Here is a 12,383-nt window from a genome sequence, read left to right as displayed (position 1 = left end):
TTACAAGCCATAAAAATTTTATAAAGGATTCTAAAAAAATGTCCAAGATCGAAACTCTTTGCATTCAGGGCGGTTGGCAGCCGAAAAATGGCGAACCGCGCGTTCTCCCCATCTACCAGAGCACTACGTTCAAGTACGAAACCACCAATGACATGGCCGACTTGTTCGACCTGAAGGCTTCCGGCTACTTCTACACCCGTTTGCAGAACCCGACAAACGACGCTGTCGCCAACAAGATCGCCGCTCTCGAAGGTGGTGTTGCCGCCATGCTCACGAGTTCCGGTCAGGCCGCAAACTTCTACGCCGTCTTTAACATCTGCGAATCCGGCGACCACTTCATCAGCACTTCCGCTATTTACGGTGGCACGAGCAACCTCTTCTCCGTCACGATGAAGAAGCTCGGCATCGAATGCACGTTCGTGGACCAGGATGCCTCCGACGAAGAAATCGAAAAGGCTTTCCGCCCGAACACCAAGTGCGTCTTCGGCGAAACTGTCGCAAACCCGGCTGGTAAGGTTTTGGACCTCAAACGCTTTGCCGATCTCGCCCACAAGCACGGCGTTCCGATGATCGTCGATAACACCTTCCCGACCCCGATTCTCTGCCGTCCGATTGAATTCGGCGTTGACATCGTGACCCACTCCACGACCAAGTACATGGACGGCCACGCCATGGCAGTCGGTGGCTGCATCGTCGATAGCGGCAACTTTGACTGGGAAGCAAACCACGACCGTTTCAAGGGCCTCACCGAACCGGATCCGAGCTACCACGGTCTCGCCTACACGAAGGCATTCGGCAAGGGCGCTTACATCACGAAGGCTACCGCACAGCTCATGCGCGACTTCGGTTCAATCCAGTCTCCGCAGAACGCATTCCTCCTGAACGTCGGTCTTGAAACGCTTCACCTCCGCATGCCGCGCCACTGCGAAAACGCTCTCGCTTGCGCCAAGTTCCTTAAGAACCACCCGAAGGTCGCTTGGGTCAACTACGCTGGTCTCGAAGGCGACAAGTACTATGAACTTTCCCAGAAGCAGTTCAAGGGCGGCCTCCCGTGCGGCGTTCTCACGTTCGGCATCAAGGGCGGTCGTGAAAAGTCCATCCAGTTCATGGATAGCCTCAAGATGATCTGCATCGTGACCCACGTGGCCGATGCCCGCAGCTGCGTACTGCACCCGGCAAGTCACACGCACCGTCAGCTCAGCGACGAACAGCTCATTGAAGCAGGCGTTGCACCGGATTTGATCCGCTTCAGCGTCGGTATCGAAAATGTCGAAGACATTATCGCCGACCTCACGCAGGCTCTCGACAAGGTCTAATTTTTTACACTTCTATACACCAAAAAACACGGCACCGGCATTCGGTGCCGTGTTTTTATTACCTAGCCACGCCCCGCGTATATGCCTATATTTAGGGCACCTCAAAAAGAAGGATATAATAATGCTTAATTTAATAAGGGCAGTTAGCCGCTTTTTATCGACATACACATCGCTTTTCGTCATCGCATGCGCAGTCATCGCGTTTTTCATTCCCACGCTTTTTGGCTGGGTTCACGGCAACACAAGCTCGATCATTCTCGGCATCATTATGCTCAGCATGGGCCTTACCATTACCATGGACGACGTCCGCAACTTGATGAAACGCCCCGCCGACATTTTCCTCGGCGCCGTGGCACAGTACACCATCATGCCGCTCGTCGCGTTTACGCTCACGAAGATTTTTGGGCTTGACCCGTATTTGGCAATCGGCATTATTCTCGTCGGCTGCTGCCCGGGTGGCGTTTCGAGCAACGTCATGAGTTTCTTGGCTAAAGGCGACGTGACCTACTCCGTGAGCATGACTATGGCAAGTACGCTTCTCGCCCCGCTCATGACTCCGCTTTTGGTCCTTTGGCTCGCCGACACGAGCATTGAAGTGAACGCCGTCGGCATGTTCCTCAACATCCTTTACGTGACCGTTTTCCCAATTGTGATCGGTTTCACCTGCAACTACTTCTTCGGTAAGCGCGCAGGCTTCAAGGAATTCCAATCCAACATGCCTGCCGTGAGCGTCATCGGTCTCGCTTTAATCGTCGGTGGCGTCATCGTGACCGTGCGTCCGCAGCTCTTGACAAACGGCATGGGGCTTATCGCGCTCGTTCTCGCTGTCGTGTTCCTGCACAACGCCCTCGGTTACGTGCTCGGTTACAACGTCGGTCGTTTGTTCAAATTCAACACCGCCAAGAAGCGCACCATCTCCATCGAAGTCGGTGTGCAGAACGCAGGCATGGCAACCGTACTCGCAGGCGCATTCTTCGCGAACCCGGAAAATCTAGCCCTCCACCCGGAAGCAGCGCTCTGCGTCGTGCCTTGTGCCATCAGCTGCGCCTACCATTCCATCAGCGGAACAATCCTCGCCGGCATCTACGCGCACATGGACAAGAAGAAAGTCCAGGCTTAATAAATCATCTCGCAAACGTAGAAACGGGAAATAATGGTTTAGGCAAGCATAATCAAGACTGTATGGATCCTCCTAACGGAGGATGACTGCTGAGCCGAGTGATGCAGAAACTGCTTGCGTGTTTCTATATCCAAGGCAAACAGTCATGCGTAGACGCAAAGACAATTCATTCGAAAAGGGCGACCCTTCTGGGCCGCCCTTTGATTCATCAGGAAAAACAAAAAAGAACTTAAAAATGGTGCTTATTTCATCACGAAATCAAGAGTATCGCAAGCACCTGACCGCTTAAAATTCTGAGCAACATCGTAAGCGGATAGACAGACGCATAACCGACGTTCGTCGCTTCAGAACTGCTGAGGCCGTTCGCAAAAGCAAGTGCCGGAGGGTCTGTCGTTGCACCTGCAAGCACACCGCAAAGCGAGAGGTAATTGACCTTGAACACCGCCTTGCCAACAATCGCCACAATCATCAGCGGGAAGAACGTGATAATTGCCGAGAGCGCCATGTAGTAGAATCCGTCGCCATTCAAGAGCACATCAAAGAACTTGATACCGGCATTGAGGCCCACGCAGCTGAGGAATATCGTAATGCCGAGTTCACGCAGCATGAGGTTTGCGCTGTTTGCCATGAAGAAGTTGAGCGGACCAATCTTACGCTTGCGGCTAAGGATAATCGCGACAATCAAAGGACCGCCAGCAAGGCCAAGCTTCAAGGGTGTCGGCATTCCAGGAATTGCAAGCGGGATGCTTCCGACAATCACGCCGAGGAAAATGCCGAGGAAAGCAGGGAGAATTTCCGGATGGTCAAGCGCCGTGAGAGAGTCACCGAGTTCCTTTGCAGCAGCGGCAATGCTTTCCGGCGTACCGACAACAAGCAACTTATCAGCAAACTTCACACGAATATCGAGGCGCCCGGTGAACTTGAATCCGCCACGCGTCACACGGCTCACGGTCACGCCAAAGCGGTCGTTGAGCGCAAGCTGCTGGATGCTCTTACCAAGAATTTTCTTGTTCGTCACGAGAATCGTCTTGACCGCCAGATTCGACTTCTGGAGCGTAATCGGAGTTTCCTGCTTTTCGCCAATAATCTTCTGCAAGCTTTCAATCGCATCCGGCATCCCGACGACATGCACCAAGTCATGGAGTTCAAGCGTCATATCGCCCTTCGGCATGTTAATCACCTGGTCACGAGCATGGCGCGTCACCACAGCACCCGAAGAAGTAAGTCCCGGAATGTCCTTGATTTTGCAGCCCACAAGATTTGCGTTGTCCACACGGAGTGTGCAAGAGACGATTTCCTTGGACTGTTCTGCAATTTCTTTCTGGTATTCAGCAGCAGCGGTGTCCGGCTTTTGCCTAAAGAAGATGCGCACAAGAATCATCACGAGGATAATGCCAATCACGCCGAACGGATAAGCCACCGCATAGCCAACGCCCGTCAAGGACGCATCCACGCCAGCCGCCGTAAGCGCCGAATTTGCAGCACCGAGCGACGGAGTGTTTGTCACTGCACCGCAAAGCATACCGATAAGCACCGGCACGTTATCGTGCATGTTCGTCGTGAAGTAAATAAGAACGGTAGCAAGTACACCCAGGAGGACAATGCTCACTGCAAGAATATTGAGCACCAGACCGTGTCGCTTTATGGAGTCAATAAAGCCCGGGCCTACTTGCATACCGATTGTATAGACAAAGAGAATGAGACCGAATTCCTGCATAAAATGGAGAACGCTGGGCTCGATTCGCATTCCGATATGACCGAGAAGGATTCCTACGAAAAGAGCGCCAGCTCCCCCAAGACTCACGCCTTTCACCTTGACTTTTCCCAGCATGATGCCGATGGCAGCCGTCAAGGATAGCGCGAGTACTTGTTGCCCCACGGAGGGCTTTGCAAACAGGTCAATTAGCCAGTCCATTTTATACACCTTCTTTTTTTCGCACCCAAATGTAGCATAGGAGATTAATAATGACTAATAGATTATTCATATTAGATTAATCATAAAAAATGATAGATATTTATCATTCTGAGCATCGCTCCCCTGCTATAGTAATATAAATACTTTTTCAGGGAACATTGCTATATTCTTCAATAATTCCTCAAACCGCGGGTGGCGAACATGGCAGAAGAGATGATTGACATTTTGAACAGCGACGGAACTCCGGCGGGGTATTCCCGCGGCCGAACAGAAGTCCATGCGAAGGGTCTCTGGCACCGCACCGTCCACATCTGGGCATTTGCACCCGACGGTAGAATCGTCTTTCAGCTCCGGAGCCATCTCAAGGAAAACAACCCGAACCTGCTCGACACGAGCTGCGCAGGGCACATTTCGGCAGGCGACGACAGCCGTCACGCCGGCGTCCGTGAACTCCACGAGGAAATGGGCGTCACCAAGCGTCCCGAAGATCTGGAATACCTTTTCGAAGCGACCCACGAGAACATCCTGAACAACGGAACGTATTTCGACAACGAGTATTACGACACGTACAAAATAACACTATCTAACGAAGAGGTAAAAAACCTTGTTCCGCAGCCAGGCGAAGTGGACGACTTCATTTTGATGACGCGCGAAGATTTTTTGGCCATGCACACCCAAAATCCCGAAAAATTTGTGGACCACCCCAAAGATTACGCTTGGATACAGTCAATACAAATTATGCAAAAATAAGTTTAAAGTAGTTAAAAAGCCAAACTAATTAATGTAGATTAATAAATCGGGTTCGGGTTAATTTTATGAAGTACAAAAACACAGCCATCGTTGTCGAGGGCGGCGGTTTACGCGGGTCGTATGCCGGCGGCGTTCTTGATGTACTCGCCGACAAAGAAATCAAGTTTGGCGGGGCATGCGGCACCTCTGCAGGCGCCACGCACCTGTGCAGTTTCCTTTCGGGGCAAATCGGTCGCAATTTCCGCGTTGATACCGTACACTCCAAGAGTCCGCGCTACATGAGCTTCAGGAATTTGCTTTTCACAGGCGACTACTTTGCTTTTGACTATTGCTACAAGCAGATTCCGTATAAAATCGACCCGTTCGAATTTGACAAGTTCGCAGCCCAATGCCAAGAGACCGAATTCCGCGTCTGCATGACAGATGTCGAAACAGGTCTTGCCGAATACCCGCGCATTCTGGACTACCGCAACGAAGACGACATGAATAGCATCCGTGCATCGGCAAGCCTCCCGATTTTGAGCAAAATCGTCGAGATTCACGGGAGAAAGTTCCTGGACGGCGGCGTTGCCGACAGCATCCCGTTCGAGCCCATGTTCAAAAGCGGTTTCGAACGCGCCGTGGTGATTCTTACGCGACCGCTCGGCTACCGCAAGAAAATCAACAAGGCGCTCCCGCTCGTCAAGCTTGCATTCCGCCATTACCCGAAATTCGTCGAAGCGGTCGCCACGCGCCATATCCGCTACAACCAGGCGCTCGACAGGCTCGCGAAACTCGAATCCGAGGGCAAAGTCTTTATCTACCGTCCGAGCCGCCTCATCAAGATTTCGGACATCGAGCACAACAAGAAGAAAATCACCCAACTTTACGAGCTCGGCAAGGAAGACGCACACAACAAAATGCCCGAATTGCTGAAATTTTTGGAAGGATAATCACTGGATCCCTCGCATCCGCTCGGGATGACGCAGCCGGGTACCCTGCGTTTTTTTTTGCGAAAAAACGGCAATTTACAACACTCGTTGAAAATTTTACAACGCGAAGCACGGTTTCTCAACGGGTTTTCGCAACACATCCCTATAATAATATAGATTATAGGGTATGCCCGAAGTATTAGACTACCTGGAATATCGCGAGTACCTCAAAGACTGGTTTGTCGAGACCAAAAAAGACAACCCGTTCACATCGTACCGCTATCTCGGCCAGAAAACCGGCGTGGACCCGGCCTGGCTTGTTCGTGTTTTCCAAAAAGAAGGCCATCTGAACGAGAGCACACTCCCCGTGTTCATCAGAATTTGCGGCCTTGACGACCGTCGCGCCGAATACTTCAAGACCCTTTACAGGTTCAACAAGACCAAGGCAAAGCAGACGCTTTCCGAGCTTTACTACAAGCTTCTGGAACTCCGCTCGCTTGAAACGCGTGTGCTTTCGGAACCGGAACTTGCCTACTTTGGCAGCTGGGCATGCGCAGCCCTCCGCGCCCTCATCGGCATCACGAAGGACACGAGCGATATCGCTGGCCTCGGCAAGCACTTGAACCCGCCTATTTCGCAGGATGACGCCCGCAATGCGCTCGGCATCTTGAAGCAGCTTGGACTCGTCGTGCCGGACGGCACTGGCGGCTGGAACATCACCGACCAGATCATCAGCACCGGCGGCGAAGTCAAGAGTTCCGCAGTCCGTAGCTTCCACAGGCACACGATGGAACTTGCGCAGGAATCGCTCGACCGCCACAAGCCCGAAGAACGCGACATTTCGAGCGTGGTGTTTACCGCTGATGAATCCGACCTGCCCGAAATCAAGCACAAGATCGAAGAATTTCGCCGCGGACTTTTGCAATTTGCCCGCAAGAGCGAACGCGCTGACCGCGTTTACGCACTGAACATCGCCATGTACCCCCTCTCCGACAAGGTGGACGACCCGGCAACAGGCCCTACCTCGCCCGAAAACAACGGAGGTGCCAAATGATTTTCAGAAAGAAATTATATATTAAGGGTATGGAATTGAAACAGAACAAGTACAGACGCATGGTTTCGCTGATTGCACCGCTTGCAATCGGGTTCTCGCTTTGCGCCTGCGGTTCTGAAAAGGTTGCAGGTGGCGGCCCAAGCGGCACAGAAGCCGGCAACGCCATCACTGCACAGATCCTTATTGCAAATGCACCTGCCGCACACGCCCAAGTGAAGCTCGTCGTGCAAAACAGTCTCGACGGTGAAGGCTACACGGCCGTCACAAATGACAGCGGCATCGTGACCATTGAAAAAGTCGCCGTTGGCAATTACACGATGGAAGCCATCGTTGATGATTCCGCGCTTTCGCTCCAGCTCCCTGTCAATGTCAAGGATACGGTGAACGACATCGATCTTGGCCAGCAGAGCTTGCAGAAGTCCGTCTTCATCGGCGGCTCGATTGCCGACTTTATTGACGACTCCAGCAGCGAAAGCTTTAAGAACATGAACGGCTTTGTCAAGTTCCGTGGTCTTGACCATTCCGCCGCCATCACGAACGGCAAGTTCCAGGTCTTTGGACTCCCGGCAGGCACCATCAACATGGTGTTCATTCCAGAAAGCGTGACGGATACGGTAAAGATTTCTGTCGAAACGGACGCCGGCGACTCGATTACGACACTCAAGCCGAAGGCTCCCGAATCCGAAAACGAAACCCTCCTCATCGACGATTTCGAAGACGGAGACAATATCAACCTTATCGCTCCCGAATACGCAACCAGCGCTTTGGACGGCATGTGGAATATAAGCACATACCCCAGCCTGTACGATTTCAAAATAATTCCAGAACTTCCAATGTTTGTGTCGGGTCACCCGTTTAATCTTGGCATCCAGGATTCTGAAAACGGAGGCAAGGAAGTCAACTTTACCTTTGGATTCCCGGATACAACGCTGGTTAAACAGTCCTGGCTTTGCGTCAGCATGGCTATCGGCAACCTTTCTCGGACTTATGACTTGAGTTCTGTAGACTCCATCGCTTTTGAAGCCTGGGGAAAAGGCACCGCAGAAATCCAGATGTCCGACGAGAACCGCAAGCCAGAAAATCCGCCACCAGGAGTAGTTACATATACGGCGGGAAATTACACCATTACACTTGCTGAGACCAAGACAAAGTACAAGCTTGCATTCTCCGACCTCTTTCCGAACGAGATTGACCGCAAAAACGTAAGCTCGCTTGCATTTGTATTCCATAGCGATGCAGAATTCCACTTGGACAATCTTGAGTTCATCGGCAAGGACTTGCTCAACATCTGGAAACCAAAGGAATAATGCCAGGCGCAAATTCTGTAACATCGAACCAGGAAACTCTGCACAAAGATCTTGAAGAAGTTGTCCGCAAGTACGCGCGGACAACTTTTTTGCGCCCTATCGCAGACCACACGCGAGAAGCATTTGCGGAAGTCGAAGAATTCGTCAAAAAGTTCTACGATGCTAGAAATAATGGATCCCCTCCGCGTTGCTCCGAGGATGACAAGCGCGACGTGACTGCGCCGGTCGCGGTCATTCTAGATTCCGGCTGCGGAACTGGCGAAAGCACGATCCACATCGCTCGCCGCTTTCCGGGCATTCCCGTCATCGGGATAGACAAGTCCTGCGCCCGCCTGAACAAGGCCGGGAACCCATCGCAAACGGCGGGCGAAGACGTTCCGTCAAACGCATTCTGGATCCGCGCTGAACTCTTAGACTTTTGGCGGCTCGCACTGGATCACGTCAGATCGGGCCAGTGGACAATCCCGTACCATGCGGTGTATTACCCGAATCCGTGGCCCAAGCAAAGCGAGGCCACAAGACGCTTCCACATGCACCCGATATTCCCGACGCTCCTTGCGCTCGGAGAAACAATTGAACTCCGCACGAACTGGGAAATCTACGCCCGGGAATTTGCCGAAGCTGCAAGGATTGCCGCGAAAGAACTTAATGGATCCCCTACGCTTCGCTTCGAGGATGACGAAAGAGGAGATTCCCACTCGGGGACGGGAAAGACAATCAAATGCGAGAGCTTCGACCCCGAGAATCCTGAAACGGCGTTCGAACGCAAGTACAAAGAAGCCGGACAAAAGCTGTGGAGAACTATAATTAAAACTGAATAATTAGGAATTCGGAGTTCGGAATACGGAATTATAATAATCGCGGCAAAGCCGCCACATTAAATCAAAGTACCTAATGCTGGACTCGGAAATAGGCTTGCAAGCAATCCAGCTTCACTCGCCCTATGCATTAGTCCTAATTCCTATTTCCTAAATCCTAATTATTTACGGTCCTTCATCCAGTTGGCGATGAACTTCAAGTTGCGTGTAAAGCGCACATCCATCTCGGCTCCGGGCACTACAATAAATTCCGTAAGTCCGTACTTGTCGCCCTTGCTGCCCCAGTCGTACGTATAACCTAGACGCGTCCATGGGCGGGCATCCGGTCCTGAATAAATCTTAGAAGCTCGAGCGTCAAACCAGTTCTTGAACCACATCATGCGTTCCGAGATTTCGGCATCGTTGCTCAGCTCTCCTTCGAATGCCGTACGCATATCAAAAGCTTTTACGTCGGGCACATAAGCTGGGCGCATCAAATCTTCAGGTTTCACCCACAAGAACGCCATGTGCGTCGCCTTGGAAGTTCTCGGTTCACCAAACAGCTGCTTGAATCTCAAGTCCCAGTTGCGGACCCCGTCCTTGTGATCCTGGAACCAAATCAAAAGTTCCTTTTCATTCACGACCCAGACCACGCTATCGGACTTGACAAGTTCGCCATCCTTATAAGTTTCCGGATCCGAAGTAAGCGTCACGACGAGAAGCCTAGATTTGTCGCCGTTCCAGGTGACCTTGTCACTGTACTCATCAAGCGTCACGATCGTGAACTTTTCTTCTTCCAGCGCTTCCGACGCATCTTTCACCGCAGCTTCAAATTTTACATCCAGAATGGAATCGCGGTTCGCCATCGAAACCTTATTACCCTTGTTGTCGCGAATTTCGCAATACGGGATGCTGTCGGTATTCACGGCAACTTCCGCCTTTGCAAACTGTTCGCTCAAGATTTCGCCGTTATACGAAAAAAGCTTGTCGCCTTCCATAAAGGAAATGACAACCTTGCAGAACCCCTTTTCGGGAATCACGACCGACGTCGGGAAGCGCTCATTCCCAGCACCCGCCGTATCAAGCGCCATCTTGTTTTCATTTTCACCGCATGTGTAATTGTATTCCGTCAGCGTTGCCACACCAGGCTTCATTTCGCTAAAGAACACATTTTCCTGTTCGCTGCTAAAGGCTGGCTTTACGATGATGGACTTGCCGCCAAGCATCATTGTATGCGGAATACCTTCGCCACAGTAATAGGCGGGCTGGCGAAACACGCCAATAATGCCTGTTTTACCCTGGAAATTTTCCGCCTTAGAGACGCTGTCGCCTCTTGTAAATGCACATCCAAGTAACGCAAGAGCAAACGCGCTCCCCAACAAATAAATGTTCTTCATCAATTCCTCATCCTGCTAATGCACCACGGCTAGGTATCTATTCAACATTTAAAATATAATTAACTCCTCTTTGGGGATAGAGAAAGTTTAACGGCGCAGGACTCGTTTTGTAAGCAACAAAATTCCATTGACGTCGAGTTGCACAAATACGGGACGATTCCACCCAGAAATATCGATTGACGCAAAATGTTCTTCAAAGGAATGCGAACCGATCATGTTTCCGAGCGCATCGTAAAAACGAAGGTTTTTCTTACCCTCCAGGTGGACCTCGACATTCAATTTTTTACCATCAACGCGCATCTGCATTTGGGGCAGCATTTTTCCCATAGGCAATTTCACGGTTTCCGACGAACTCGAAGCCACAGAACTCGACGACTCTGCAATCTTTTCGGGACACTTGTCTAGACTCCTGGAAGGGTTCACCGTAAAGCATACGCGGTCGTTTCCGTCGAAGACCACATTGAAAATGCCATCAATAGAAGCTTTGCCATTTTTGTTGACAAAATTGAACTTTGCAAAAGATTCCTGGTCTTTGCTAAGCACAGAGCGCACTTCAACGCGCTGGTGGTTTACATCTCCGTTCGGGTCGTTGCTGAAAAAGGCGTTGAAGTCATAGTCAATGTACCAGATCATAACTCCGTTCTTGCCCTGCTTGCCACTGTAAGACGAGCTTCCGATTTTCGAATCGAATCCAACCGCTGGGCGGTACTCAATGAGAAAATACTCATCGGGATGATTCGGGTTCGATACCGCATACGCCTGCATCCCAGAAATATTTCTAAGTTCATAGACGGTATCGCGATTCACAATCTCCGTGGGCTTGAGCCATCCCACCGCTTCACGTTCAAACGCAGAAAACGTCGGAGGATAGCAGCCACTCCCATTGCGAAGCCCAAGCGCCATGACGTCATAAGGCAAAGGCCCAATAGTTGCATAGCCGTTCGCATCGTTGCTGTACAAGTCCTGAAGTCCAATCACATGACTAAATTCATGAACAAAAGTGCCAAGCATGTTGACATCATTTGTACTTGTCGAGGAAGCCTTGCTTTCTGCCTTCTGCGAGACAAACGCATAGCTGTTAAACTTGTAGCCATTTTTCGAATAGACCCGTTTTGCGCTATACTGTAGTTTGTACTGATGGTTAAACAGGCTCGAATTATACGAAATCGCCTTTTCCCTAGACAAGGGATGCAAAATGACAAACGGAATTACGCTTTCGTATTTCACGGCCCGGGATTTAAAATCATCGCGTTCAATAAGAATATCCAGCGAAGGCAAAATCAGGGCGCTATCGCTAGCATAACTGCTAAAATTCTTAGGGAGCGTTATAGGGTAAATATCGTAAGTCGGCTTAAACTGTCCAGCAGAACTTGCAATAAAATAATCACGAACGCTACCAAAGTTTCCGTTGTCCTTAAAACCCTCTTCGTTGAACAGGCGCGAGATAAACGATGAATCCAGAGCCTTGTAGTCGGCCGTCGATACAAGCATCACCGGGAAATAACGTTCACCAGACGAGAAAACCTCGGCATCGTTGCTGGAACGGATTTTAGACATTCCGCTTGGAGTGCGCGCTTGGAGCATATCACCGGTGTAGATGATTTTTTCCATCACGATGTTTTCTTCAGATGATGTTTCTGCCCACGCCAAAGACGCGGAAAACACACAAGCCCCGAACAAAGCAAACCCAAATGTCGAATGTACAAACCAACTCATAGTAATGAATATAAATATAAAATCGTTAAAAAGGAGATGCCCCATCAAGTGGGGCATGACATTTTGTGAAAGGACATGCACGTTTGACTACAGATATGAC

At 50.7% G+C, this 12,383-nt stretch carries 10 protein-coding genes; 7 read left to right on the top strand and 3 right to left on the bottom strand.

Annotated features, from left to right (window positions below):
• The first annotated feature begins 38 nt into the window (after positions 1-38).
• Both ACJMM9_RS17010 and ACJMM9_RS17005 read left to right on the top strand, forming a co-directional pair.
• Positions 39-1,316, top strand: a complete 1,278-nt coding sequence (locus ACJMM9_RS17010; protein WP_088641081.1) for an O-acetylhomoserine aminocarboxypropyltransferase/cysteine synthase family protein — start codon at positions 39-41, stop codon at positions 1,314-1,316.
• A 121-nt stretch (positions 1,317-1,437) separates the two neighbouring features.
• The gene (locus ACJMM9_RS17005; protein ID WP_405329670.1) at positions 1,438-2,436 is read left to right on the top strand and encodes a bile acid:sodium symporter family protein; all 999 of its coding nucleotides are present in this window, start codon (positions 1,438-1,440) and stop codon (positions 2,434-2,436) included.
• 250 nt (positions 2,437-2,686) lie between these two features.
• On the opposite strand, the gene ACJMM9_RS17000 is transcribed toward ACJMM9_RS17005, so the two are convergent.
• Positions 2,687-4,351, bottom strand: coding sequence for a putative transporter (locus ACJMM9_RS17000; RefSeq protein WP_405329667.1), 1,665 nt, complete (start codon positions 4,349-4,351; stop codon positions 2,687-2,689).
• Positions 4,352-4,552: 201 nt separating this feature from the next.
• On the opposite strand from ACJMM9_RS17000, the gene ACJMM9_RS16995 reads away from it, so the two are divergent.
• The 5 genes from ACJMM9_RS16995 (at position 4,553) to ACJMM9_RS16975 (ending at position 9,194) form a co-directional block, all read left to right on the top strand.
• On the top strand, positions 4,553-5,101 hold the full coding sequence (locus ACJMM9_RS16995; protein ID WP_405329664.1) for an NUDIX domain-containing protein: 549 nt from the start codon (positions 4,553-4,555) through the stop codon (positions 5,099-5,101).
• Positions 5,102-5,166: 65 nt separating this feature from the next.
• Positions 5,167-6,033 carry a patatin family protein gene (locus tag ACJMM9_RS16990; RefSeq protein ID WP_405329661.1) on the top strand — a complete coding sequence of 289 codons (867 nt, stop codon included), beginning with the start codon at positions 5,167-5,169 and terminating at the stop codon, positions 6,031-6,033.
• Between the two features lie 166 nt (positions 6,034-6,199).
• The gene (locus tag ACJMM9_RS16985) at positions 6,200-7,066 is read left to right on the top strand and encodes a TIGR02147 family protein (RefSeq protein ID WP_088641048.1); all 867 of its coding nucleotides are present in this window, start codon (positions 6,200-6,202) and stop codon (positions 7,064-7,066) included.
• Between the two features lie 29 nt (positions 7,067-7,095).
• Positions 7,096-8,373: a carboxypeptidase-like regulatory domain-containing protein gene (locus tag ACJMM9_RS16980; RefSeq protein WP_405329659.1), complete on the top strand. Its 1,278-nt coding sequence runs from the start codon at positions 7,096-7,098 to the stop codon at positions 8,371-8,373.
• Positions 8,373-9,194, top strand: a complete 822-nt coding sequence (locus tag ACJMM9_RS16975; RefSeq protein WP_405329658.1) for a tRNA (guanine(46)-N(7))-methyltransferase TrmB — start codon at positions 8,373-8,375, stop codon at positions 9,192-9,194. Before ACJMM9_RS16980 ends, ACJMM9_RS16975 begins: the two co-directional genes overlap by 1 nt.
• Before the next feature lie 158 nt (positions 9,195-9,352).
• Here the strand turns inward: ACJMM9_RS16975 and ACJMM9_RS16970 are convergent, their stop codons facing one another.
• Both ACJMM9_RS16970 and ACJMM9_RS16965 read right to left on the bottom strand, forming a co-directional pair.
• The gene (locus ACJMM9_RS16970) at positions 9,353-10,567 is read right to left on the bottom strand and encodes a hypothetical protein (protein WP_405329656.1); all 1,215 of its coding nucleotides are present in this window, start codon (positions 10,565-10,567) and stop codon (positions 9,353-9,355) included.
• A gap of 87 nt (positions 10,568-10,654) precedes the next feature.
• On the bottom strand, positions 10,655-12,232 hold the full coding sequence (locus ACJMM9_RS16965; protein ID WP_405329653.1) for a hypothetical protein: 1,578 nt from the start codon (positions 12,230-12,232) through the stop codon (positions 10,655-10,657).
• Positions 12,233-12,383 lie beyond the last annotated feature (151 nt).

The sequence above is a fragment of the Fibrobacter sp. genome (assembly GCF_045112255.1).
Classification (GTDB): Bacteria; Fibrobacterota; Fibrobacteria; order Fibrobacterales; family Fibrobacteraceae; genus Fibrobacter.
Note: the sequence above shows the minus strand (reverse complement) of the source record. Positions and strands in the feature narration are given on the sequence as shown.

What these genes read in the sequence shown, in the direction of transcription:
- ACJMM9_RS16975 (WP_405329658.1), top strand. Translation starts at nt 8,373, where the DNA reads ATGCCAGGCGCAAATTCTGTAACATCGAACCAGGAAACTCTGCACAAA.
- ACJMM9_RS17010 (WP_088641081.1), top strand. Translation starts at nt 39, where the DNA reads ATGTCCAAGATCGAAACTCTTTGCATTCAGGGCGGTTGGCAGCCGAAA.
- ACJMM9_RS17005 (WP_405329670.1), top strand. Translation starts at nt 1,438, where the DNA reads ATGCTTAATTTAATAAGGGCAGTTAGCCGCTTTTTATCGACATACACA.
- ACJMM9_RS16995 (WP_405329664.1), top strand. Translation starts at nt 4,553, where the DNA reads ATGGCAGAAGAGATGATTGACATTTTGAACAGCGACGGAACTCCGGCG.
- ACJMM9_RS16990 (WP_405329661.1), top strand. Translation starts at nt 5,167, where the DNA reads ATGAAGTACAAAAACACAGCCATCGTTGTCGAGGGCGGCGGTTTACGC.
- ACJMM9_RS17000 (WP_405329667.1), bottom strand. Translation starts at nt 4,351, where the DNA reads ATGGACTGGCTAATTGACCTGTTTGCAAAGCCCTCCGTGGGGCAACAA.
- ACJMM9_RS16970 (WP_405329656.1), bottom strand. Translation starts at nt 10,567, where the DNA reads ATGAAGAACATTTATTTGTTGGGGAGCGCGTTTGCTCTTGCGTTACTT.
- ACJMM9_RS16985 (WP_088641048.1), top strand. Translation starts at nt 6,200, where the DNA reads ATGCCCGAAGTATTAGACTACCTGGAATATCGCGAGTACCTCAAAGAC.
- ACJMM9_RS16980 (WP_405329659.1), top strand. Translation starts at nt 7,096, where the DNA reads ATGGAATTGAAACAGAACAAGTACAGACGCATGGTTTCGCTGATTGCA.